Source organism: Burkholderia sp. Bp9143, from assembly GCF_003853645.1.
GTDB lineage: Bacteria > Pseudomonadota > Gammaproteobacteria > Burkholderiales > Burkholderiaceae > Burkholderia.
Genome location: NZ_QTPO01000001.1, coordinates 231476 through 256130 on the forward strand (window position 1 = coordinate 231476; position 24655 = coordinate 256130).

Here is a 24655-nt window from a genome sequence, read left to right on the forward strand (position 1 = left end):
AAACGATGGTGCGAGGAAAAAGGGCGGCCTGCGTCCGTCGCGCGTGCGGCCACGGCGGACGGCAGGTCAAACAGGAATCGGGTCGATGCGGGCCGGCGCGCGTCGATGTGCTTACGGACGTGCCGGACGCATCAATGCGGTACACGCGAGTGCGAACACGCCGAAACCGACGAGGTACGCGATCACGTAGTGCGGCTGGCCGCCGCCGGCCTTGAGCAGCGACGTCGCGATCATCGGCGCGAAGCCGCCGCCGATCACGCCGGCGAGCTGCACCGACAGCGAGATGCCGCTGTAGCGGATTTCCGCCGGGAACTGCTGTGCGAACAGCAGAGACTCCGGTGCATAGAGAATCGGGAACACGACGCCGAGGCCGAGCACGATCGCCCACCATGCATACGACGTCTGCTGCGTGCCGAGCATCATGAAGAACGGCGCCGCGAACGCGCACATCAGCACGAGGCCGATCGCGAACATCCGGCGCTGGCCGATGCGGTCGCTGAGGTGCCCGCACAGCGGCATCGTGACGAGCGACAGCGCCGCGCCGGCCGTGATCGCGTGCAGCATCTCGGCCTTCGGCAGATGCAGCTGCTGCGTCGCATACGCGAGCGCGAACGTGACGACGATGTAGAACCACGTGTTCTCGGCGGCGCGCGCGCCGACGATCGTCAGCACCTCGCGCGGATGGCGGCGCAGCGCGGCCGTCACCGGCGACTTCTCGGCCTTGCCACGGCGCTGCATCTTCTCGAAGTCCGGCGACTCCGGCACCTTCGCGCGGATGAACCAGCCGAGGCCGACCAGCGCGATGCTCGCGAGGAACGGCACGCGCCAGCCCCACGACAGCATGTCGGCTTCCGGCAGCGCGGCCACCGCGGCCATCGCGACCGACGACAGGATCAGCCCGAGCCCGACGCCCGTCTGCGGCAGGCTGCCGAACAGCCCCTTGCGGCCCTTCGGCGCGTGCTCGACTGCCATCAGCACCGCGCCGCCCCATTCGCCGCCGACCGCCATCCCCTGCAGGAACCGCATCGCGATCAAGAGCGCGGCGGCCCAGTAGCCGATGCGGTCGTACGACGGGATCAGCCCGATGATCATGCTCGGCACGCCCATCAGCAGCAGCGTGATCATCAGCATCGACTTGCGGCCGATGCGGTCGCCGAAGTGACCGAACACGATGCCGCCCATCGGCCGGCCGATGAACCCGACCGCGAACGTGCCGAATGCGGCGAGCGTGCCGACGACCGGGTCCAGCGACGGGAAGAAGATGCGGTTGAATACGAGCGCGGCGGCGGTGCCGTAGAGGAAGAAGTCGTACCACTCGATCGTGGTGCCGGCCATGCTGGCCCAGCCGGCCAGCAGGTAGTGCTTCGCGGTGCGGGCGGGTGCCGGCGCCGCGATGGTTGCATGCTCATCGAGGGTGGATCGCGTCTGCATGGTGTCTCCGGTTTTATTGCCCGCGGCTCATGGTCCGCAGGTCACGGTCGAGTATAGTTATGCGCGGATCCATGATGTACCGACAAGAAAACCGGTTGGATGTGCATTTATGCATATCGACGGCCGGCCCTGAGACGCCTGCCCTTTTTTCCGCCGATGCGACACGCCACCGAGCCGGTTTCCGGCAACCTGAACTGGGACGACCTGCGCTTCTTCCTCGAAGTCGCCCGCACGCAGCGCGCGAGCGGGGCGGCGAAGCGGCTCGGGGTCGACTACACGACCGTCGCGCGGCGCATTCGCGCACTCGAATCCGCGATGGGCACGCTGCTGTTCGACAAGTCGCGCTCCGGCGGCTTCACGCTGACGGCCGAGGGGCAGCGGCTCGTCGCGTATGCGGACGCGATGGAGACGACCGTGCAGTCCGCATGCGACCAGGTCGCGAATACCGGCGAGGCACTGTCCGGCCACGTGCGGATCGGGTCGACCGAAGGGTTCGGCTGCTTTTTCCTCGCGCCGCAGCTGGCGCGGTTTCGCGTCGCCCATCCGCACGTGACGGTCGACCTGCTGCCGGTCCCGCATTTCGTCAACCTGCCGAAGCGCGAGGCCGACCTGGCGATCACGCTCGAGCGGCCCGAACGCGGGCCTTACGTGGTCACGAAGCTGTGCGACTACCAGTTGCGGCTCTATGCGACGCGCGACTATCTGGCGAATCATCCGCCCATCACCTGCACCGACGATCTCGCGCGGCATGCGTTCATCAGCTACGTCGACGATCTCGCGTTCAGCAGCGAGCTGCTGTACCTGGAGCGCGCGGTGCCCGGCGCGACGGCCGGGCTGCGCACGACGAGCGTGATCGCGCAGGTGTTCGCGGCGCTGCAGGGCGGCGCGCTCGCGATCCTGCCGTGCTTCATGGCGGCCACGCAGCCGGCGCTGGTGCCGGTGTTGCCGGACGACGTGGTGGTCACGCGGTGCTTCTGGCTGACGTGTCGCGAGGATCTGCGCAAGCTGCGGCGCGTGACGGCGCTATGGGATTACCTGCGCGCGGCGGCGGAGGCGAATCGGGAATTGCTGATGGGGGAATCGGAGCGGCTTCGGTTCGTCGGGGATCCGGAATAGCGGATCGGCGGATGACGGCGGCGCAGCCGGCGCTCAACCGGCGCAACCGAGCCGGTCCGCGAGTTCGTTCAGGTCCTTGACGTCGAAGTCCCACGCATCGTCGGCTTTCAGGTCCGTCGTCTGGTTTGGCCCGTGTTCGGTCGGCCGCAGCACGAACGCGGTGGCGAGCCCGAGTTGCCGCGCGGCGGCGAGGTCGCCGTTGTGCGCGGCGACCAGGCACAGCTCGGCCGGTTCGACGCCGAGAATCTCGACCGCTTCGGTATAGACCATCGGCGACGGCTTGTACGCGTGCGCGACTTCGGCGCCGAGGATCGCGTCCCATGGCAGGCCCCCGTGTTTCGCGACGTCGACCATCAGCCGGATATTGCCGTTCGACAGCGGCGCGATCACGTAGCGCTGCTTCAGCCGCTGCAGCGCCGCGACGGAATCGGGCCACGGATCGAGCCGGTGCCACGCGAGGTTGAGCGCGTCGATCTCCGCGTCGGGCACGCCGTCGATCCCGTAGCGGTCGAGCGTGCGCACGAGGTTCTCGCGATGCAGCACGTCGAGCCGCACGTAGCGCCTGCGCCCGCTGCGGATCTCCTCCATCGACGGCGAATATTCGCGGCGCCACGTATCGGCGAATTCGAACGGATCGCGATCCGGCGCATGGCGCGCCAGGAACGTGGCGGCCTCGCGCGCGACGCCGGTTCTCCAGTCGACGATCGTTCCGAACACGTCGAAAACGAGCGCCTTGATGTCGGCAGAGTTCGTCATGGGATTCCGCGAAGGTCGGTGGAGGGGGGCGCGATGCGCCGTGTGGCGGCGCGCGACGCCGGTTCGAACCTCATTGAAGCACGTATCCGCAGCCGCGGCTGGCCGCGTCGTCGCGATTGACGCGCACGGGTTGCTGCTGATCGACTGTTTCGCTGACCCTATCAAGGACTGACGGCGGCCGGGACGGCGCGCCGAATCATCAGACGAATAGCGCCGGCACGCATGATAGCCGCGACCGCGCGTAAGCCCTGATGAATGCGGATGCGCGGGGCGTCGCGGATTGGTGTTAAATGTATTTTGGTGCGCGTTGCGGCGGGCGCATGGGGACGCCCCGGTTCGTGTAGACCCGGAGCGATAAAAAATGGCACGAAGAATCGCTAACGAATCGGGCGCATCAGACCCGGTCGAACTGACGGCAGGATTCGTCTTGAATACCGAACCGCAAAGTTCTCGCTACAGCCTTGGCCTCGCGGCGGAGGTACTCGCGTCCGAGCAAAGCGTGCTGAGGCTGATCACGCGCAACACACCGCTGCCGGAACTGCTCGTCGAGGTATGCCGGCGCGCCGAGGCGCTGCTCGGCGACGGCGCGTCGTGCACGATCCTGCTGCTCGACGCGGACGGCGTGCATGTGCACGTCGGCGCCGCGCCGTCGCTGCCCGCGCAGTACAGCGCGGCGATCGACGGTGCATCGATCGGGCCCGCCGCGGGCTCGTGCGGCACGGCGATGTACGAGCGCCGGATGGTCGCCGTCGAAGACATCGAAACCGATCCGCTGTGGGCCGACTATCGTTCGTTCGCGTTGCCGCTCGGCCTGCGCGCGTGCTGGTCAGTGCCGTTCCTGGACGATACGGGCGCCGTGCTCGGCGCGTTCGCCGTCTATCACCGCGCGCCGCGGCGGCCCACCGACGCGGAAACCGACCTGCTGCGCGATATCGGCAACAGCGTCGGCCTCGCGGTGCACCAGGACTGGATCGCACGGCAGCTCGCGCGCAGCGAGGAACATCACCGCCTGGTCGTCAACAGCCTGAACGAAGGGATTCTCGTCGTGTCGCGCGACGGCGTGGTGGTCGCGAGCAATCCGAGCGCGAACCGGATGATGCGGGCGAAGGGCGACCTCGTCGGCCTCAGGCTGTCGACGGTGGTTCTGTACAAACTGCACGAGGACGGCACGCCGATCGCGCCCGACGACTGGCCGAGCCGGCGCGCGATCGAGACGGCCATGCCGCAACTCGACTACTCGGTCGGCTTCGGGCTCGCCGACGGCGACATCATCTGGGTGCGCGGCAACGCGGTGCCGATCGTGAAGCCGGGCGAGACGCAGGCCGAATCGGTGCTCGTGTCGTTTCACGACATCGGCCCCGTGCGCGAAGCGCAGCAGCAACTGCGCTACCTGGCGACGCGCGACGCGCTGACGGGCCTCTACAACCGGCGCTGGCTCTCCGACCGGATGCGCGAGCTGTTCGGCGCGCGCGATGCGGCGGCCGGGCCCGCACGTGTCGCGATCCTGTTCATCGATCTCGTCGGCTTCAAGAAGGTCAACGACACGGCCGGCCACGACGCCGGCGACGCGCTGCTGCGCAGCGTCGCGGCGCGCCTCGCGGCCTGCGCGGGCGGGCGCCACGCGCTCACGCGCGTCGGCGGCGACGAGTTCGTGATCCTCGTCGATCACTGCGACGATCCCGATGCGCTGGCCGTGCTCGCGCGCGAGGTGATCGACACGATCGCGAAGCCGTTCGAGATCGCGAACAACGAGTACTGGCTCGGCGTGTCGATCGGGATCAGTGTCGCGCCGCGCGACGGCGACGATGCGGTCACGCTGATGCGCAACGCCGATTCCGCGATGTACGACGCGAAGCAGCGCGGCCGCAATCACTTCACGTTCTTCACCGCGCAACTGAACCTGCGTCTGCAGCGCCGCTTCGCGATCGAGCAGTCGTTGCGTCGCGCGATTTCGTCGGATGCGCTGCAGCTCGCCTACCAGCCTGTCGTCGACGCGCGCAGCGGCCGCACGGTCGGCGCCGAAGCGCTGCTGCGCTGGACGAGCCCCGAGCTCGGGCCGATGTCGCCGGCGGAATTCATCCCGGTCGCGGAAGACACCGGGCTCATCGTCGCGATCGGCCGGTGGGTGCTCGAAACGGCCTGCCGACAGGCCGCCGAGTGGCGCCGCACGATCGCGCCCGACCTGATGCTGGCGGTCAACCTGTCGCCGCGGCAGTTCCACGAAGGGCTCGTCGAGTCGGTCTACCACTGCCTCGCGCAAACGCAGCTCGATCCGGGTGCGCTCGAGCTGGAGATTACCGAAGGACTGCTGATGAACGACACGGACACCGTGCTGCCGATGCTCGAAGCGCTCACGGACATGAACGTGCGGATCTCGGTCGACGATTTCGGCACCGGCTACTCGTCGCTCGCGTACCTGAAGCGTTTTCCGCTGCACAACCTGAAGGTCGACCGTTCGTTCGTGTCGGGCGTGCCCGATCATCGCGACTCGGTCGCGATCACGCAGGCCGTGGTCGCGATGGCGCATTCGCTCGGGATGAAGGTCACCGCGGAAGGCGTCGAGACCCAGGCGCAGTCGTGGTTCCTGCAGCAGATCGGCTGCGACATGCAGCAGGGCTACCTGTTCGGCCGGCCGCTCGATCCGACCGACTACGCGCGCCGCCTCGTCACCGTATAGGCGTTCAGGCGAAACCACCGCCGGCCGGCGGAACAGCGGGCGCTGGCGGCGCATCGATCTCGACGCGATTCTTGCCGTCGTGCTTCGCGCGATACAGCGCGCGATCGGCCGCCTCGATCAGCGACGTCGTCGGCAGGCCGGGGGCCGGCACGATGCTTGCGCCGCCGATGCTGATCGTCACGTAGCGGCCCGTCGACGAGTGCGCGTGCTCGATCCGCAGCGCCTCGACCGCGAGGCGGATCTTCTCGCCGAGCAGCCGCGCGGCGCCCGGCGACGTGGCCGGCATCACGACCGCGAACTCCTCGCCGCCGAAACGCGCGGCAAGATCGCCGGACTGCCCGAGGCAGCGCTCGATGGTCGTGGCGACCTGCTTGAGCACGCTGTCGCCCGATACGTGGCCGTACGTGTCGTTGTACAGCTTGAAGTTGTCGACGTCGATCATCAGCAGCGACAGCTCGCTGCGCTCGCGCGTGCCGCGCCGCCATTCGGCGGCCAGGTATTCGTCGAGATAGCGGCGGTTCGACAGCCCGGTCAGGCCGTCCGAATGCGTGAGGCGCCGCAGTTCGAGATTGGCCTCGAGCAGTTGCTGCTGCGATTGCCGCAGCGCGCGATAGGCCTCGTCGCGCTGCAGCAGGTTCATGTACGAGCGCGAGTGATAGCGGATCCGCGCGATCAGCTCGATGCGGTCGGGCAGTTTCACGAGGTAGTCGTTCGCGCCGGTCGCGAACGCGGCGCTCTTGATCACCGGCTCTTCCTGCGTCGACAGCACGATGATCGGCACGTCGCGGGTCGCCGGATTCGCGCGGTACGCCTTCACGAGACTCAGCCCGTCGGTGCCGGGCATCACGAGATCCTGCAGGATCACCGTCGGCCGTGTCTCGATCGCGGTCGCCAGCGCATCGTCGGAGCGCGGGCAGTAGTGGAAGTCGATGCCGTCCTCGTCGACGAGCGCGCGCCGGATGGCTTCCGCGACGATCGTCTGGTCGTCGACCAGCAGGACCATCGCAGGGGCGTCGGCGTGCGGCGTGGGCCGGACGTGTGCGGCGTCGAACGCCGCATGCGGGCCGCCGGGCGGGCGGGTGAAATCGCTAGTCATGATTGATGCCAGGTTGCGCCATGGCTGCGAAGGGTGTAACGGAGTTTCATCCGAATTTGCCCCGAGAAACCCCGCCATTTCCCCCAAGGGGACTTCCTTCGGGGCGAATGGCGGGAAGGAAAGGCGTGCTGTTGACAGGCAGCTTCTTCCACGGGTTAGGATCACCGGCATGATCCTTGTCTACCGCTACCGCGTGAAGTCGCTCAACGGACTGCTTAACAAGCAGAGCCGCGCGGTGAACTACGTCTGGAACTTCTGCAACGATACGCAGAAGCACGCGCTCAAGTGGAGCAAGAAGTGGCCGACGGGTTTCGACTTGAACGTGCTCACCACCGGCAGCAGCAAGGCGCTCGGCATCCACTCCGGCACGATCAACGCTACGTGCGAGCAGTACGCGAAGTCGCGCAGTCAGCGCCATCGGCCCTACCTGCGCTATCGCGGCAGGAAATCGCTGGGTTGGGTGCCGCTGAAGGGCCGCGACCTGAAGCGCGAGGGCGACGCATTTCGCTTTGGTGGCAACGCCTTTCGCGTGTTCAACAGCAGGCCGCTTCCCGAAGGCAAGATCAAGGACGGAACCAACTTCGCGCAGGATGCGCGCGGCAACTGGTTTCTCAACATCGCGATCGAGATGCCCGATGTTCAGGCCCGCCCGATCCGTTCCGGTATCGGCATCGATTTGGGCTTGAAAGACTTCGCCACACTTTCGACCGGTGAGAAACTGCCCAACGATCGGTTCGGTCGATGCGCGGCCGAGAATCTCGCAAAAGCGCAACGGGCGCGAAAGCACAAGCGGCATATCGCGAAGTTGCACGCCAAGGTCGCGAATGCCCGTGCCGATTTCCAACACAAGCTCGCGCTCGATCTGGTGCGGCGTTTCGATTACATCGCGGTCGGCAACGTGTCGGCCGCGAAGCTCGCCAGAACCAGCATGGCGAAGAGCGTCTACGACGCATCCTGGTCGTCCTTTCGGGACAAGCTCCGTTACAAGGCGATCGCGCACGGGGCCACGCTTGAGGAAGTCGACGAAAGCGGTTCCACCCAGTCCTGTTCGGCGTGTGGGTCGAAAGACAGCACGACGCGGCCGAAAGGTATCGCGGGGCTGCGAGTAAGAGAGTGGGCCTGCAGTGACTGTGGTGTCGAGCATGATCGAGATACCAACGCTGCTGTGAACATTCTCCGATGCGGACGTGCATCGCCAGGTGTGGGAATCCTCCGCCTTTAGGCGCGGAGGAGGATGTCAACGGTTCAGATCCGCGCGAGCGCCGCCAGCTCGCCCGCGATGCGCTCGAGCGGCAGGATCGCGCGCGCGGCGCCGAGCGTCGCGGCCGCCTTCGGCATGCCGTAGACGGCGCTGGTCGCCTCGTCCTGCGCGATCGTGTGATAGCCCTTCATCCGCAATGCCTTCAGGCCGATCGCGCCGTCGCGCCCCATGCCGGTCAGCAGCACGCCGATCACGCGGCCCGGCCAGTGCTCGGTCAGGCTGTTGAAGAATACGTCGACCGACGGCCGGTACGGCGTGGCGGCCGGTTCGCGCGTGTACTCGAGCGTGCCGGTGCGTGTGATGCGCAGGTGATCGTCGGTCGCCGCGAGGAGCGCGACGCCCGGCTGCGGGCGGTCGCCCTCGTGCGCGACGCGCACGGTCAGCGGTGTCTGGCCGTCGAGCCATTGCGCCATCCCTTCGGCGAACGCGCGATCGACGTGCTGGACGATCACGATCGGCGCGCTGAAGTCGGCCGGCAGGCTGCCGAGGATCGACGCGAGCGCACTGGGGCCGCCGGCGGACGCGCCGATCGCGATCAGCGGGCCGCCGCCCACGCGTGAGGCGATGCCGGCCGCGCGGACGCCGCCGGGCGCGTCGAGCAGGCGGCCGATCTGGTCGATCTTGGCGAGCAGCAGCCGCGCGGTGTCGCCGGCCGCGCCTTCGCCGAGGCGCGGCGTATCGACCGCGTCGAGCGCACCGGCGCCCATCGCCTCGAACACGCGCCATGCGTTCGCGCCGATGCAGCTCGTCACGATCAGGATCGCGCACGGGCGGCTGGAACGCATGATCCGCCGCGTCGCCTCGATCCCGTCGAACTTCGGCATGATCAGATCCATCAGCACGACGTCGGGCGGTTGCGCGGCGCACAGGTCGACGGCCTGCGCGCCGTCGGTCGCGACCCACAGCACGCGATGCTCGGGCCGGCGCGCGAGCGCACGGCGCATCGCCTCGACGGCAAGCGGGAGGTCGTTGACGATGCCGATGTTCACAAGCGGGATACTCCGGTCGGTTCGTAGTGTTGGATATGGGCCGGGTTCATGAAAGGCAGTGCCGGTTCGGCGCGCCGAACGGCATCGGCGGGCGGACGGCACGGAATTCTTTTCGATTGGCGACGCCCGCATGCTGTCATGCGGCGTGAACGGCGGCAATCGAAAAATTTGCGCATTGCGTCGTTCCGACCCTTTCCTCAATGGCCGGGCGGCATTTCTTGCCTGTCCGCGCGGCGGAAAGCCGCGCACGCGGCCTTGCGGCGCTGCGGAAACGGGCGGCCGGCGCGCGATGCCGGCGCGTTCGTTTCGGCAGGAAGGGGCGAGCGCCCGGAGGGGGCGGGCACGGCACGGCGCTGGCGAGCCGGCCATACGGCGGCCCGCACGCGTTCAGTCGTTCAATGGCTGCGCGCGTACCCCTGGATCAGCGCGCGCATCATGCCTTCGACCGTCGCATCGCGCAGGTCGCTTTCCTGCTCCGATTCCTCGACGAGCGCGGCATAGGCGGTCGCGAGCGTCACGCGGTCGACTTCATGGCGTTGTTCCATCAGCGTCACCATCCCGTCCTTCGCCAGATGAGCCGAGAACGCGCGGCTGCCGATGGTCTGGAATACGTCAATCATGGCGGCTCTCCCGTACGTTGCCGATGCCTTCCAGTTTAGTCGGCGCACCGGCGCTCCGCCATGCGCGGCGGGGGCGTCGGCCGCCCGCGGTTTGCCCGCCGGAAGCGTGCGTACCACGCGCGCGTCGCCGTTGCCGCCCGCCGCCGATCGTTGGGACGAAACACCGCTGAAACGTTGCGGACACACGGCCGGCGCACCGTCGTACCGGTTTCAACGTTTACCCGAAGCATCAAATTGTCGACTTTTTATCGATAAAGTCTCGTGTTAGATTTTGCGGCCTGAACCCGGTCGAAACCGGGCGGGCGGCACGTGTTCACGGCGCCGTGCATCCGACACTAGGAGGGGCAATGCTGGTGCTGATTGGGGTGCCGATCGTCGTGATCGGTTTCGCGCTGCGCTTCAACGCGCTGCTGGTGGTCACGATCGCGGGCCTCGCGACGGGGCTCGCGGGCGGGATGAATCTTGTCGACATCGTCAGTGCATTCGGCAAGGCGTTCACCGACAACCGCTACATGGGGCTGATCTGGCTGACGCTGCCGGTGATCGCGCTGCTCGAGCGCAACGGGCTCAAGGAACAGGCGAAGCGGATGATCTCGCGCGTGCAGGCGGCGACCACCGGCCGCGTGCTGATGCTGTATTTCGTGCTGCGCCAGGTGACGGCCGCGCTCGGCCTCACGTCGCTCGGCGGACACGCGCAGATGGTGCGGCCGCTGATCGCGCCGATGGCCGAGGCCGCGGCCGTCGGCCGGCACGGCGACCTGCCGGAAGCGGTGCGCCAGCAGATTCGCGCGCACGCGTCGGCCGCCGACAACGTCGCCGTGTTCTTCGGCGAGGACATCTTCATCGCGATCCAGTCGATCCTGCTGATCAAGGGCTTTCTCGAACAGAACGGCATCGCGATCGAGCCGCTGCACCTGTCGGTCTGGGCGATCCCGACCGCGGTCGCCGCGCTGCTGATTCACTGCACACGGCTCGCGCTGCTCGACCATCGGCTGTCGCGCGGCTTCGGCGCGTTCGGGCGGGAGGGCGCGCGATGATCGGCCTCGAACCGCTGTACACGCTCGCCGGGCTGATGTTCGCCGCGTTCGCGTGCTTCAACCTGACCGACCGCACGAACCCGCGCCGCGTCGTCAATTTCGCGTTCTGGGCGATCTACGCGCTCACGTTCCTGTTCGGCGCGCTGTTGCCGCACTTCGTGACGGGCTGCCTCGCGATCGCGCTCGCGCTGATCGCGGGCTCGGGCAAGCTCGGGCGCGGCAAGTCGGACGAAGCCGGCGAGGCGGCGGCCGCGCGGCGCGACGCGAAGGCGCTGCGCTTTGGCAACAGGCTGTTCCTGCCGGCGCTGCTGATTCCCGTGGTCACGCTGATCGGCACGTTCGCGCTCAAGCTCGTGCCGTTCGTCGATCCGAAGAGCGTGACGCTGATCTCGCTCGTGCTCGGCACGCTCGTCGCGTTCGCCGTCGCGCTCGTGATGCTGCGCGATTCGCCCGTGCACGCGCTGAAGGAGGCGCGTCACACGATGGACGCGGTCGGCTGGGCCGCGATCCTGCCGCAGATGCTCGCGGCGCTCGGCGCGCTGTTCGCGGTCGCGGGCGTCGGCGGCGTGGTGTCGGGGCTCGTGAAGGACTGGGTGCCGATCGATTCACCGTTCGCGGTCGTCGCCGCCTATACGGTCGGCATGGCGCTGTTCACGATGATCATGGGCAACGGGTTCGCCGCGTTCCCGGTGATGACGGCCGGCATCGGCCTGCCGCTGATCGTCCACCAGTTCCATGGCAACCCGGCGATCCTCGGCGCGATCGGGATGCTGAGCGGCTTCTGCGGTACGCTGATGACGCCGATGGCCGCGAACTTCAACATCGTGCCGGCCGCGCTGCTCGAACTGAAGGACAAGAACGGCGTGATCAAGGCGCAGTGGCCGACCGCCGTGCTGCTGCTGGCCGTGAACACGTTGCTGATGTACGCGTTCGTATTCCGCTTCTGACGAGATCCCCATGACCGACAGACTGACTCCCGAACTCGCGTCGAAATTCGCGTCGCTCGCGCTCGCGCACCTGACCCGCGAATATCCGAACAAGCTCACGCATTCGCTCGAAGGCCCGCACGACGTGCAGGGGCCGCGCGCGCTGCATCCGATCTTCTACGGCAGCTACGACTGGCATTCGTGCGTGCACGGCTACTGGCTCGTGCTGCGCGTGCTCGAACGCTATCCGGCGCTGCCGGAGGCCGAGCGGATCATCGGGGTCGTCGACGCGCATTTCACCGACGCGAACGTCGCCGGCGAACGCGCGTATCTCGCGCTGCCGCACAACAGCGGCTTCGAGCGGCCTTACGGATGGGCGTGGCTGCTGGCGCTGTCCGCGCAGTTGGAGCGGCTCGCGCTGAAGGGCGTGATGCCGCAGGCGGCCCGCTGGGCGAAGACGATGGCGCCGCTCACCGACCTGTTCGTCGCGCGCTTCGAGACCTTCCTGCCGAAGGCGACCTATCCGCTGCGCGTCGGCACGCACTTCAACACCGCGTTCGCGCTGGCGCTCGCGTTCGACTTCGCGCGCGCGACGCAGCGCGACGGGCTCGCGGCACTGATCGTCGATACGGCGAAACGCTGGCACCTGGGCGATGTCGCGTGCCAGGCGTGGGAACCGTCGGGCGACGAGTTCCTGTCGCCCGCGCTGATGGAGGCGGAACTGATGCGGCGCGTGCTGCCGGCTGCCGAATTCGACGGCTGGTTCGCGCGCTTCTTGCCGGATCTCGCGCGCGGCGAGCCGGCGACGCTGTTCGTGCCGGCGACGGTCAGCGACCGCAGCGACGGCAAGATCGCGCATCTGGACGGATTGAATTTGAGCCGCGCGTGGTGCCAGCGCTCGCTCGCCGGCGCGCTGCCCGACGGCGACGCGCGGCGCGCGAAGCTGCTCGATGCGGCCGACCGGCATCTCGCGAGCGCGCTCGCGCACGTGGCCGGCGACTATATGGGCGAGCACTGGCTCGCGACGTTCGCGCTGCTGGCGCTGGACGCGTAGTCGCTTCGTCGGCAATCGGTGATCGGCGGGTGAGCCGAGCGCCACGCGATGTGCCGCACGCGTGCCCGCCACACCGCCGCGGCCTTACTGATAGAAGTTGAGCGTGACCATCGCCGAACGGCCCGGCGCCCACGTCGCGTAGATCGGATAAGCGCTCGCGTAATACTGCTTGTCGAACAGGTTCTGCACGTTCAGCTGAACGTCCATCGTCTTGTTCACGCGCCACGTCGCGGCCGCGTCGAAGCGTGCGTAGCCGGGCGTCCATTTCTTCGTCGTCGCCGACACCGATGCATAGGTCTGGCTCATCACCGTCGCGCCCGCGCCGAGCGTGAGCTTCGGCATTACGTCGTAGCTCGTCCACAGCGTGAAGTTGTGCTTCGGCACCATCACCATCGGCAGGCCCGAGGCGCCCGGGCTGCCCGGGCCCGCGTCGGTCGTGATCGCGTTCAGGTACGCGTAGCCGCCGAACACGTGCCACTTCCGCGTCAGGTTGCCCGCGAAGCCGAGCTCGACGCCGCGCACGCGCTGCTTGCCCGCGTTGACGGTGTGACCGAGCCCGTCGCTGACGCGCGCATTGGTCTTTTCGGTCTGGAACAGCGCCGAGGTCAGCGACAGCTGATCCTGCAGCACGTCCCATTTCGCGCCGATTTCGATGTTGCGCGAGCGCTCGGGCGCGAGGTCCTGGTTCGTCGCGGTGATCTGGTCGGTGCCGCCGCCCAGGCCCGCGTTCGAGCCCGGCGGGTTCGACGACGTGCCGTACGACGCGTACAGGCTCACGTTCGTCACCGGCTTGAACACGAGGCCGAACTGATAGCTGAACAGGTTCGACGTGTTCGACAGGTCGGCGACGCCGGCCTGCTTGCCGGTCGTTTCGTAGCGGTCGAAGCGCAGCCCGGTGTTGAACTGCCAGCGCTCGGACAGCCTGACCGTGTCGAAGAGGTACGCGGACACCGTGTCGGTGCGCGTGTTCGTCGTCGGGCCGGGGAAGCGCTTGTCGCCGTTCAGCACGATGTTGCCGGTCCACGGCATGTTGGGGTTCCAGCCACCGGCGAGCGGAGTGCAGTTGCCGGCCACCGAGCACGGGCCGCCCGAGCGGATGTTGTTGCCGGCGGAATCGGACACGAGATAGCCCTCGTAGCGCGATTGCTCGTGGCTGAACTCGACGCCGGCCGTCATCGTGTGCTTCATCCCGAACAGGCTCGCGCTGCCGGTCACTTCGGTCTGGTTCGAGAAGCCGTTGAGCGCGTACTTGCCGCTCTTCGCCTGCAGCCCGAGCATGTTCGGGTTCGACGCGAGGATCTGCGGATTGGTCGCGACGTAGTCGAGCGTCGAGCGCCCGAACATCGTCGTGTTCTTCAGTTTCCACGCATCGTTGATCTTGTGCTCGACGCGCACTTCGCCGGTGTCGGTCTGCCCGTAGCGATAGTCGCGCGTGTTCAGCCCGAAGAACTGCCCGCGATCGGTCGGCACCGGCGTGCCGCCCGACGCGCGGAACGGCACGCTGAAGTCCGGCATGTCGTAAGAGTTCATGTGGTAGTAGCTGACCGTGACCGTGGTCGGCGTGTTCAGCCCGAACACGATCGACGGCGCGACGCCCCAGCGCTTGTTGTACACGTCGTTGCGGCCGGCCTGGTTCGCGTCGTGACCCATCACGTTCAGCCGCACGGCCGTCGTGTCGTTGATCTTGCGGTTCGCGTCGACCGTCGCGCGCTTGTAGCCGTCGGTGCCGAAGCCGATGCTGCTGTTGATGAAGTCGTCGTTCTGCGGCGTCTTCGTGACGATGTCGATGCTGCCGCCCACCGAGCCGCGGCCTGCGTACACGGAGTCGGGGCCCTTGATCACGCTGATCTGCTCGACCGCGAACGTCTCGCGGTTCTGCAGCCCCGAGTCGCGCATCCCGTCGACGAAGATCGAGTTGCGCGATTCGAAGCCACGGATCACCGGGCGGTCGGCCGACGGGTTCGCGGCCGCGTCGCCGCCGAGGAACGTGATGCCCGGCACCGAGCGCAGCGCGTCCGCGAACGACGTGACGTTCTTCTCCTTGATCAGTTGCTCGGGGATCACCGTGACCGAGCGCGGCGTGTCGAGCAGCGGCGCGGTGAACTTGTACGACGGCGAGCGCTTCACCTGCATGTCCGACAGCGCGGACGACTGGACCGCGATCGTCGGCAGCGTCGCCGACGTATCGGCGGCGGCCGGCTGGCCGGCATCGGTAGCGGAAGCAGGAGCGGTTTCGGCGGAGGCGAGCAGCGGCGTCAGGAAAACGGAGCAGGTCAGCGCCGACACGAGGGCACGGGGCCTCGTCTTGAACTGGGCGGGCATGGCGAGTGGCAGCGGAAGTATCGGTGAAACGGATGCGTCGTCGCGATGCCGGCGGGCAGGCCCACGGCATCGGGAAACGACAATGTAAATGCGTATGATTCGCGTTAGCGATCGCAATTATACGAATTGTTACGGAATATGTAAACGATCGTGAGGTTGTTGTACGAAATCGGTCAGATTTTCGTGTCCAGCGCGACGGCTTTGCATCCTGCGCAATAGCGCTTTCCACCGGTCGACCGGCGCGACCCGGCGGCGAGTCGATACACTGCCGTACCGGTTGCAGGGGCCCCGGCAATCAGGCCCCGACGAAGGAGACAGTACAGATGGACACCCAACGCGCAGCGGTCGTCACGTACCGCGGCAAGGCGATCGAGAACACGCACGTTGCCGACGTGGCGGTGGTGGATGCCGGCGGCAGGCTGCTGTTCCGGCTCGGCGATCCGTTCCGGACGACGCTCGCGCGCTCGGCCGCGAAGCCGGCCCAGGCATTGTCCGTGATCGAGACGGGCGCGCCCGACCGGTTCGGTTTCGACGACGCGGACATTGCGCTGATGTGCGCGTCGCACAGCAGCGAGGAGCGGCACATCGCGCGCACGCGGGCGATGCTGGCGAAGGTCGATGCGCAGGAGTCGGATCTGCGGTGCGGCGGCCATGCGCCGCTGTCGGACGCGGTGTACCGGTCGTGGATCAAGCGCGACTACACGCCGACCGGCGTCTGCAGCAACTGTTCGGGCAAGCATGTCGGGATGCTGGCCGGCGCGCGGTCGATCGGCGCCGCGATCGCCGACTACCATCTGCCCGAGCATCCGATGCAGGTGCGCGTCAAGCATGTGGTCGCCGATGCGTGCGGCCTGCGCGACGACGAGGTCGACTGGGCGATCGACGGCTGCAACCTGCCGACGCCGGCGTTCCCGCTCGACCGCCTCGCGCGTCTTTACGCATCGCTGGCCGACGGCGCGGATACGCTGGAAGCCGGCGCAGCGACGACCGATCGCGTGCGCGCGCTGGCGCGCATTCATCATGCGATGACGGCCCATCCGGAACTGGTCGCCGGAGAAGGACGCTACTGCACGGTGCTGATGGACGCGTTCGAAGGGCAGGTCGTCGGCAAGCTCGGCGCGGATGCGTGCTACGGCATCGGTGTACGCGCGTCGGCGCGCACGCGGGCACTCGGCGCCGAAGGCGCGCTTGGCATCTCGGTGAAGATCGAGGACGGCAACATCGACGTGCTGTACATGATGGTCAGCGAACTGCTCGAACGGCTGCAGATCGGCACGGACGCGCAGCGCGCGCGGCTCGCCGCGTTCCACCGGCCGAAGATGCTGAACACGCAGGGTATCGAGATCGGGCACGCGACGTTCCCGTTCGAATTGCAGCCGGCCTGAAGGGCGACAACGCGTCGATGCCGCGTGCCGTGGCGGCAGGTGCGGCGCGCATCGGCGCTGGCCTGCTGGCCGGCGCGCCTGCGGCCGCCCGCGCGGCCGCTACGCGCCGGCGTCGCGAATCTTCATCAGCTCGACCTCGGACAGCTCGCCGATGTGCGCGAGATGCTCCGCGAGGAAGTCCTTCAGCACGCGCAGCTTCGCCGAGCTGCGCCGGTTCGCGAGATACGCGATGTAGATGTAGTCGCCCGTGAGCTTGTTCTGCAGCCGATAGCGCGGCAGCACGGCTTCGAGGCGGCCGCTCGCGAGCAGGTCGCGCACCAGCCAGATCTCGAATTCGGCGATGCCGAGCCCCGCGCAGGTCGCGTCGAGCAGCAGCTCGGAATGATCGGTGACGAGGTTGCCCGCCGGCAGCACGCTGTGCCGTGCGTCGCCACGCACGAGTTCCCAGCGCGGATCGCCTTCGGGATGCACGTAGCGCAGGCAGTTGTGATGCCGCAGGTCGTCCGGTGTCGCGGGGCGCCCGCAGCGGTCGAGGTAGCCGGGTGTCGCGCACAGGATGCTGTCGTTGCGCGACAGCCGGTGGACGACGAGGTTGTCCAGATAGTTCTCGCCCTCGTGAATGTCGAGGTCGAAGCCGCCGGCGACGAGGTCGTTGTGGTTGTCGGTGAGCCGCACGTCGAGCTGGATCGTCGGGTAGCGCGCGAGAAACGGTGCGATCAGCGGCGCGAGGTGACGGCGGCCGAACGCGACCGGCGCGGTGAGCTTCAGCGGGCCGCTCGGCTGTGAATTGAGCTCGGCGACGACGCGCAGCGTGTCGTCGAGATCGGCGATCAGCGTGACCGCGCGTTCCAGGTAAATGTGGCCGGCCTCGGTCAGCGTCACGCTGTGCGTCGAGCGATGCAGCAGCGCGACGCCGAGCGCGTCCTCGATCGCCGTGACCTTGCGCGCGACGGTGGACGTCGACACGTGCATCTCCTTCGCGACAGCGGAAAAGCTCCCCATTTCGACGACGCGCACGAACGCGCGCATCGCGCCGAGGTGATCGATGCCGGTGTCTCTCGCCGTTGTTTTCATTCATCTCTCGCTGTTGCGTCCCACGCAAAACCGCTTTCGATAATACAGAATCGAGCTTCTTTATGCAAAGGCATAGAATGCGATCCCGTCGTACCGGGAAGCGGTGAACGCAGCCGGTTTCCCGCGGCGGCACGAGACATTTCAGGAGGGACACCATGACGGAAAACGGCTTCCGCGTCGAAGCGGATCTCTTAGGGAAACGAAGCATTCCGGATTCGGCGTACTACGGCGTCCATACGCTGCGCGCGAAGGAGAACTTCGACATTTCGGGGCGCACGATCGCGTCGCTGCCTTACCTCGTCATGGCGCTCGCGGCCGTGAAGGAAGCCGCGGCCGATGCGAACTGCGAGCTCGGGCTGCTGCCGGCTGCGTATCGCGACGCGATCGCTACCGCGTGCGTCGAGATCCGGGAAGGCCGCCTGCACGACCAGTTCGTGGTCGACATCATCCAGGGCGGGGCCGGCACGTCGACCAACATGAACGCCAACGAGGTGATCTGCAACCGCGCGCTCGAAATCATGGGGCATGCACGCGGGCAGTACGAATACCTGCATCCCAACGAGCACGTCAATCTCGCGCAGAGCACGAACGACGTCTATCCGACCGCGATCCGGGTCGCGACCTGCTTCGCGGTCGAGCATCTGCTCGAGGCGATGGCGCGCCTGCGCGATGCGTTCGCGGAGAAGGCCGACGCGTTCTCGGGCCTCCTGAAGCTCGGCCGCACGCAGCTGCAGGACGCCGTGCCGATGACGCTCGGCCAGGAGTTCTCGACCTACGTGGTGATGGTGACGGAAGACATCGCGCGCCTGCAGGAAGCCGGCTTGCTGATGCGCGAGATCAATCTCGGCGCGACCGCGATCGGCACCGGCATCACCGCGCATCCGCAGTACGCGGAGAAGGCGCTGGCCGCGCTGCGCCGCATCACCGGCCTGGACCTGAGCACCGCTCCGAACCTGATCGAGGCGACGCAGGACTGCGGCGCGTTCGTGCAGATCTCCGGCGTGCTGAAGCGGATCGCGGTCAAGCTGTCGAAGATCTGCAACGACCTGCGGCTGCTGTCGAGCGGCCCGCGCGCGGGCTTCGGCGAGATCAACCTGCCGCCGGTGCAGGCCGGCTCGTCGATCATGCCGGGCAAGGTGAACCCGGTGATTCCGGAAGTCGTGAACCAGGTTGCGTTCGAGGTGTTCGGCAACGACCTGACGGTGACCTTCGCCGCCGAGGCCGGCCAGCTTCAGCTCAACGCGTTCGAGCCGGTGATCGCGAGCGCGCTGTTCCGCAGCTTCAGCCACCTGACGGCCGCCTGCACGACGCTCGCGGAGCGCTGCGTGAGCGGAATCACCGCGAACCCCGAGCGGTTGCGCGAAACGATGGAGCGGTCGGTCGCGCTGGCAACCGCGCTGAACCCGTACATCGGCTACAAGCGCGCGACCGCGGTGGCCGCCGAGGCACACGAGAGCGGCAAGTCGATCCGCGAGGTCGTGCTGGCTCACCAGCTGATGACCGACGCGCAACTGGACGAAGCGTTGCGGCCCGAAGCGCTGATCAGTCCGCGCGCGTACTGATTCCGGCCGCGCGGCGCCGGCGCATGCCGCCGGCGGCCCGTGCGCGACCGTTCCCGCAGCGCCCCGTCGACGGGCGCCACACATCAAGAAACGGAGACATACCATGAAGCACGCCAGCGAGCGCCCGGCCGAGACGGCCGGCGGCGCGGATCCCCGTCATGCCGACCGAGATGCGATGTTCGCGTCGCACGAATCCGGCTATGAGCAAAAGTTGAAGCCGCGACACGTGCAGATGATCGCGATGGGTGGTGCGATCGGCACCGGCCTCTTTCTCGGCGCGGGCGGCCGCCTGCAGAGCGCGGGGCCCGCGCTGGCGGTCGTGTATCTCGTGTGCGGCGTATTCGCGTTCTTCATCATGCGCGCGCTCGGCGAGCTCGTGATGCATCGGCCGACCAGCGGCTCGTTCGTGTCGTACGCACGGGAGTTCATGGGCGAGCGCGCGTCGTTCGTCGCGGGCTGGATGTACTACCTGAACTGGGCGACCACCGGCATCGTCGACATCACCGCGGTCGCGATCTACATGAAGTACTGGGCCGTGTTCACCGACGTGCCGCAATGGGTGTTCGCGCTCGGCGCGCTCGGGATCGTGTCGGTGATGAACATGATCGGCGTGAAGGTGTTCGGCGAGATGGAGTTCTGGTTCTCGATCGTCAAGGTGGGGACGCTCGCGCTGTTCCTCGCGGTCGGTGCCGTGTTTCTCGCGAGCGGCCATCCGGTCGCCGGGCAGATGACGGGGCTGCACCTGATCGCGGATCACGGCGGGATCTTTCCGCACGGGATCCTGCCGGCGGTGCTGATCGTGCAGGGCGTCGTGTTCGCGTATGCGAGCATCGAGCTCGTCGGCGTCGCGGCGGGCGAGACCGCCGATGCGCGCAAGGTGCTGCCGAAGGCGATCAACAGCGTGATGTGGCGCATCGCGCTGTTCTACGTCGGCTCGGTCGTGCTGCTGACCATGCTGCTGCCGTGGACCGCGTACAGCGCGCACGAAAGCCCGTTCGTCACGTTCTTCAGCAAGCTCGGCGTGCCGTACGTCGGCACGGTGATGAACATCGTGGTGCTGACCGCCGCGCTGTCGAGCCTGAATTCCGGCCTCTATTCGACCGGGCGCGTGCTGCGTTCGCTCGCGATGGGCGGTTCGGCGCCGCGCTTCGTGTCGCGGATGAACGCGCGCGGCGTGCCGTACGGCGGGATCCTCGTCACGGTCGCGGTCAATGCGATCGGCGTGCCGCTGAACTACATCGTGCCGGCGCAGGCGTTCGAGATCGTGCTGAACATGGCATCGCTCGGGATCATCACGACCTGGGGCTTCATCGTGATGTGCCAGATCCTGTTCCGCCGCGCGGTCAATCGCGGCGAGCTGAGCCCCGTGTCGTTCCGGATGCCCGGCGCGCCGTTCACGTCGTGGCTCACGCTCGGGTTCCTCGTCAGCGTGCTGGTGCTGATGGCGTTCGATTACCCGGGTGGCACGTGGACCGTCGCGATGATTCCGGTCGTCGTGCTCGCGCTGGTGGTCGGCTGGAAGCTCGCGAAGCGCGGTACCGCGCGAGAGGCGGCCGCTGCGGCGGCCGCGCCGATGGTCGCCGATCCGGCGAGCAACGTCTGACGAGACGCACGGGCGGATCGACCGCCCGGTGCGCTCAGTTCAACTCGGCGCGTGCGCCGACCCAGCGGCTGAAGTCGCCGGCCATCTCCGCCGTGAGCTCGTGGCCGGCGTCGTAGAGCCGCGTGTCGTGCGCGACGCCGAGCGCCGTCAGCTTCGCGTCGGCCGTGTTCGCCCATGCGACCGGCAGCTTGTCGTCGAAGCGGCCGTGCATCACCAGCGCGTGCAGCGGGCTCAATGCATCGCGCGACGCGACCAGCGGATCGATCTCCGGCAGGATGCGTCCGCACAGCACCGCGAATGCGGCGACGTCGGCCGGTGAGGTGAGGCCGACGCTCGCGCTCATGATGCCGCCCTGGCTGAAACCGGCGATCACGGTGGGCAAGGCGGGGCTTTCGTTTGCATCATCCCGGGCGCGCAACGCACGCAGCAGCGCGATCAGCTGCACGCGGCTCGCATCCGCGCGGGCCGCATCGATTTCAGGGCCGTTCGGGCCGAAGCGCACCGGAAACCACGCGTGCTGGTTGGGGCCGAACGTCAGCGGGCCGCGCACGAACGCGATTTCGATGCGCGGATCGATCGTGCCGGCCAGGTTCAGCAGGTTGGTTTCGTTGCCGCCGACGCCGTGCAGCAGCAACAGGCGGCCCGCGGGGCGGCCGGCGGCCGGGCGCAGCCGGTACTGGAGGCCGGATTCGGGGTCGGTGGTCAGCGGCAGGACGTCGGTCATTGCAAGGGTCCGGTGGGGGAATGATCCGATAGTCTAGAACGCGCGGGCGGGGAGGTGAATCGCCGGATGGTGATTGATTGTTTCCTGTCAGGAATGAATGTGGCGGCTCCGGGTTGCTCGATATTGAGGGCAACTGGCTGCGGCGGGAACGCCGACCAGTCCATGCGACGCATTGATCGCGGGGCGACATCGCGCTCGATCGGTGAACGACGATGATGCGGGCCGGGTGACTCGACCCGCGTATCGGATCCGCTTGCTTGCATAAGAAAGCCACGTAAAAGACCGCGAAAAAGACTGAGCAAGCGATTTGATTCGCGGATAATGCGCAAACGTTTTACCGGTATTCGACCGTATTGAATGGCCGGATCATGAATAGAAGAATGAATATCCGGATTCGCTTATTGCATGCTGCCGGGCGTCCCTGGCGGGCCGCGCAGGCCCGAAGTTAACGGCCGATTCGAGAAAAACTTTAGGGTTTTCTCGCCGAAATTAATCATTGCGATTTTCTCAATGACCGATTGAGTTTCAGTCATCGGACAGTCATACACCATCCCCGATAATTCGCCGCTCATATTCTTTCAATAGGCCAAGGGGCGATCGAAGCCGGATCGCCGCGGGGAGCTGTACTCATGACCATCCGTCATCGCATTACGCTGCTAGTCGTCCTGACGTTTTTCGCGCTGTCCGCGATCGGCGTGTACGCCGTGTACCAGACGCGCAAGAGCGCGTCCGAGGTGCGTCAGGTTACCCAGGGGATCGTGCCGAGCGCGCTCGCGTCGGCGGATCTCGTCGCCGACGTGAAGAACATCCAGATCGCGACGATGACGCTGGTGTACGCGCCCGACGCGAACACCGCCGCGCAGGCACGCGACGAGCTGAAGGCGAAACAGGCCGCACTGCGCGCGGCGCTCGACGCGCAGGCCGGATCGGCGGTCGGGCAGGCGCAGCAAGGCCTCGTCGCGCAGGCAAAGGACAGCGCCGCGAACTACTTCGCCGCGATCGACGACACCGTGAAGATGAAGGCCGACGGCAAGCCCGAGATGGCGCAGGCGTACCTGTTCGCGAACGTCGCGCAGTATCGCGACGAACTCGAGAGCATCGTCGACACGCTGCGCGTCGAGAAGAACCGCCAGAAGGACGACGCGATCCGCGCGCTGAACGGCATGCTCGCGACGACGGCCACCGCGATCGCGGGGGTGGCGGGCACGGTCGTCGTGCTGCTGACCGCGCTCGGCTTCGTGCTGTACCGCCAGATCACGCGCCCGTTGATCGGGATGCAGACGGCGATGAGCGAGATCGCGACCAGCCAGGATTTCACGCGCCGCGTGCCGGTGGGCCGGATGGACGAGATCGGCCATTCGATCGTCGCGTTCAACGGGATGATCGAGAAGATCCAGGAGAACGCCGCGCAACTGAAGCAGAAGACGGCCGACATCCAGGCGATGCTGCAGAACATGCAGCAGGGGATTCTGACCGTCGTCGAGGGCGGCGTCGTGCATGCGGAGTATTCGGCTTACCTCGAGACCATCTTCGAGACGGGCGACATTGCCGGCCGCGACCTGATGGCGCTCGTGTTCGACGATTCGAGCATCGGTTCCGACGCGCGCTCGCAGGTCGACGCGGCCGTGCATGCGTGCCTCGGCGAGGACAGCATGAACTTCGCGTTCAACGAGCACCTGCTCGTCAACGAAGTCGCGAAGCGGATGCCGGACGGCCGCGAGAAATGGCTCGACCTGAGCTGGTCGGCGATCACCGACGAGACCGACACGGTCGTGCGGCTGATGCTGTGCGTGCGCGACGTGACCGAGATCCGCGAGCTGACCGCGCAGGCCGGCGAGCAGCAGCGCCGCCTCGAGATGATCGGCGAGATCCTGTCGATCAGCCAGGACAAGTTCCATGACTTCGTGCACAGCGCGAAGGGCTTCCTCAGCGAGAACGAGCGGATGATCCGCCAGCACGAACGGGCGGATCACTCGATCGTCGCGGCGTTGTTCCGCAACATGCACACGATCAAGGGCAATGCGCGCACGTACAGCCTGCAGCACCTGACCAACATCGTGCACGAAGCGGAGCAGGCGTACGAATCGCTGCGCCGCGCGGACGGCGGCCCCGAATGGAACCGCGATGCGCTGATGGACGACCTGGCCCGCGTGCGCGAGGCGGTCGACCACTACGCGACGATCAACGCGGTCACGCTCGGCCGCCATGGCGAAGCGGCGCGGCACGACGGCGCCGACTACCTGATGGTCGAGCGCGCGCACATCAGCGAGAGCCTGCGCATGCTCGACGGCGCCGATCCGGCGAACGCGGGCGACTGGCACGCGGCGCGCGATTCGGTGCGCCGCCTGCTGAGCCAGTTCGGCACGCAGGGCATCGGCGATGCGCTGGGCGGCGTGATCGAGTCGCTGCCGTCGCTCGCGGCCGAACTCGGCAAGCCGGCGCCGGTCGTGCATATCGACAGCAACGGCCATCGCGTGCGCAGCGAGATCGGCGCGACGCTGAAGAACGTCTTCATGCACCTGCTGCGCAATGCGATCGACCACGGGATCGAAACGTCCGACGAGCGCCGTGCGGCCGGCAAGGCGGCGGCCGGCAAGATCGACATCGCGGTCGACGTCGAGGACGATGCGCTGCGCTTCGTGCTCGGCGACGACGGCCGCGGCCTCGCGCTCGACCGGATTCGCGGGATCGCGCGCGAGCGCGGCTGGATCGACGCCGGCAACGAGGCCGCGTTGACCGACGAAGCGGTGGCCGAACTGATCTTCCGCCCGGGCTTCTCGACCGCGCGCGCGGTGACGGAAGTATCGGGGCGCGGCGTCGGGATGGACGCGGTGCGCAACTTCCTGAAGCGCGACGGCGGCGACATCGCGCTGCGCTTCACCGACGATCGCGTCGGCGCGTCGTATCGCGCGTTCGAGACGATCGTGTCGCTGCCGGCGCGTTTCGCGGCGGACAGTGCGGCCCACGCCGCCGGGCAGCAGGCGCGCGCTGGCATCGCGAACGTCGACGCGGCGGAGTGATC

At 67.4% G+C, this 24655-nt stretch carries 18 protein-coding genes; 10 read left to right on the plus strand and 8 right to left on the minus strand.

Translation table 11 applies throughout. The features are described 5' to 3' along the window. Positions 1-111: 111 nt before the first annotated feature. Positions 112-1431, minus strand: a complete 1320-nt coding sequence (locus tag DIE23_RS01160) for an MFS transporter (RefSeq protein ID WP_124610413.1) — start codon at positions 1429-1431, stop codon at positions 112-114. A 156-nt stretch (positions 1432-1587) separates the two neighbouring features. On the opposite strand from DIE23_RS01160, the gene DIE23_RS01165 reads away from it, so the two are divergent. After that, positions 1588-2547, plus strand: a complete 960-nt coding sequence (locus DIE23_RS01165) for a LysR family transcriptional regulator (protein WP_124610414.1) — start codon at positions 1588-1590, stop codon at positions 2545-2547. Positions 2548-2580: 33 nt separating this feature from the next. On the opposite strand, the gene DIE23_RS01170 is transcribed toward DIE23_RS01165, so the two are convergent. After that, entirely contained in the window at positions 2581-3303 is a 723-nt protein-coding gene (locus tag DIE23_RS01170) for a haloacid dehalogenase type II (protein ID WP_124610415.1), read from the minus strand. Between the two features lie 427 nt (positions 3304-3730). On the opposite strand from DIE23_RS01170, the gene DIE23_RS01175 reads away from it, so the two are divergent. Next, the gene (locus DIE23_RS01175; RefSeq protein WP_124610416.1) at positions 3731-5980 is read left to right on the plus strand and encodes a bifunctional diguanylate cyclase/phosphodiesterase; all 2250 of its coding nucleotides are present in this window, start codon (positions 3731-3733) and stop codon (positions 5978-5980) included. A gap of 4 nt (positions 5981-5984) precedes the next feature. Here DIE23_RS01175 and DIE23_RS01180 read toward each other — a convergent pair whose 3' ends face one another. After that, on the minus strand, positions 5985-7076 hold the full coding sequence (locus DIE23_RS01180) for a diguanylate cyclase domain-containing protein (RefSeq protein WP_124610417.1): 1092 nt from the start codon (positions 7074-7076) through the stop codon (positions 5985-5987). A gap of 169 nt (positions 7077-7245) precedes the next feature. On the opposite strand from DIE23_RS01180, the gene DIE23_RS01185 reads away from it, so the two are divergent. Then, a complete protein-coding gene (locus DIE23_RS01185; protein ID WP_124610418.1) occupies positions 7246-8298 on the plus strand; it encodes an RNA-guided endonuclease TnpB family protein in 1053 nt (350 codons plus the stop codon). A 23-nt stretch (positions 8299-8321) separates the two neighbouring features. On the opposite strand, the gene DIE23_RS01190 is transcribed toward DIE23_RS01185, so the two are convergent. Beyond that, positions 8322-9326, minus strand: coding sequence for a chemotaxis response regulator protein-glutamate methylesterase (locus DIE23_RS01190; RefSeq protein ID WP_124610419.1), 1005 nt, complete (start codon positions 9324-9326; stop codon positions 8322-8324). 395 nt (positions 9327-9721) lie between these two features. After that, positions 9722-9946 carry a hypothetical protein gene (locus DIE23_RS01195; protein ID WP_124610420.1) on the minus strand — a complete coding sequence of 75 codons (225 nt, stop codon included), beginning with the start codon at positions 9944-9946 and terminating at the stop codon, positions 9722-9724. Positions 9947-10293: 347 nt separating this feature from the next. Between DIE23_RS01195 and DIE23_RS01200 the strand changes: the two genes are divergently transcribed. The 3 genes from DIE23_RS01200 to DIE23_RS01210 are packed head-to-tail and all read left to right on the plus strand — an operon-like array spanning position 10294 to position 12963. Continuing rightward, entirely contained in the window at positions 10294-10983 is a 690-nt protein-coding gene (locus tag DIE23_RS01200; protein WP_124610421.1) for a DUF969 domain-containing protein, read from the plus strand. Then, positions 10980-11930: a DUF979 domain-containing protein gene (locus DIE23_RS01205; protein ID WP_124610422.1), complete on the plus strand. Its 951-nt coding sequence runs from the start codon at positions 10980-10982 to the stop codon at positions 11928-11930. Before DIE23_RS01200 ends, DIE23_RS01205 begins: the two co-directional genes overlap by 4 nt. 10 nt (positions 11931-11940) lie before the next feature. Further along, the gene (locus tag DIE23_RS01210; RefSeq protein ID WP_124610423.1) at positions 11941-12963 is read left to right on the plus strand and encodes a DUF2891 domain-containing protein; all 1023 of its coding nucleotides are present in this window, start codon (positions 11941-11943) and stop codon (positions 12961-12963) included. An 84-nt stretch (positions 12964-13047) separates the two neighbouring features. Here DIE23_RS01210 and DIE23_RS01215 read toward each other — a convergent pair whose 3' ends face one another. Continuing rightward, the gene (locus DIE23_RS01215; protein ID WP_124610424.1) at positions 13048-15285 is read right to left on the minus strand and encodes a TonB-dependent siderophore receptor; all 2238 of its coding nucleotides are present in this window, start codon (positions 15283-15285) and stop codon (positions 13048-13050) included. Positions 15286-15608: 323 nt separating this feature from the next. Between DIE23_RS01215 and DIE23_RS01220 the strand changes: the two genes are divergently transcribed. After that, on the plus strand, positions 15609-16670 hold the full coding sequence (locus DIE23_RS01220) for an asparaginase (RefSeq protein ID WP_124610425.1): 1062 nt from the start codon (positions 15609-15611) through the stop codon (positions 16668-16670). Positions 16671-16769: 99 nt separating this feature from the next. Here DIE23_RS01220 and DIE23_RS01225 read toward each other — a convergent pair whose 3' ends face one another. After that, positions 16770-17744: a LysR family transcriptional regulator gene (locus tag DIE23_RS01225; RefSeq protein WP_124610426.1), complete on the minus strand. Its 975-nt coding sequence runs from the start codon at positions 17742-17744 to the stop codon at positions 16770-16772. A 155-nt stretch (positions 17745-17899) separates the two neighbouring features. Between DIE23_RS01225 and DIE23_RS01230 the strand changes: the two genes are divergently transcribed. Together DIE23_RS01230 and DIE23_RS01235 are read left to right on the plus strand one after the other, a co-directional pair. Further along, positions 17900-19306 (plus strand): aspartate ammonia-lyase, encoded by a 1407-nt coding sequence (locus DIE23_RS01230; protein WP_124610427.1) that lies wholly within the window; start codon positions 17900-17902, stop codon positions 19304-19306. Positions 19307-19409: 103 nt separating this feature from the next. Then, the gene (locus DIE23_RS01235; protein WP_124610428.1) at positions 19410-20909 is read left to right on the plus strand and encodes an amino acid permease; all 1500 of its coding nucleotides are present in this window, start codon (positions 19410-19412) and stop codon (positions 20907-20909) included. 34 nt (positions 20910-20943) lie between these two features. On the opposite strand, the gene DIE23_RS01240 is transcribed toward DIE23_RS01235, so the two are convergent. Next, complete coding sequence (locus DIE23_RS01240; protein ID WP_124610429.1) at positions 20944-21633, minus strand: alpha/beta hydrolase; 690 nt, start codon at positions 21631-21633, stop codon at positions 20944-20946. Between the two features lie 629 nt (positions 21634-22262). On the opposite strand from DIE23_RS01240, the gene DIE23_RS01245 reads away from it, so the two are divergent. Next, on the plus strand, positions 22263-24653 hold the full coding sequence (locus tag DIE23_RS01245; protein WP_124610430.1) for an MCP four helix bundle domain-containing protein: 2391 nt from the start codon (positions 22263-22265) through the stop codon (positions 24651-24653). The last annotated feature ends 2 nt before the right edge of the window (positions 24654-24655 follow it).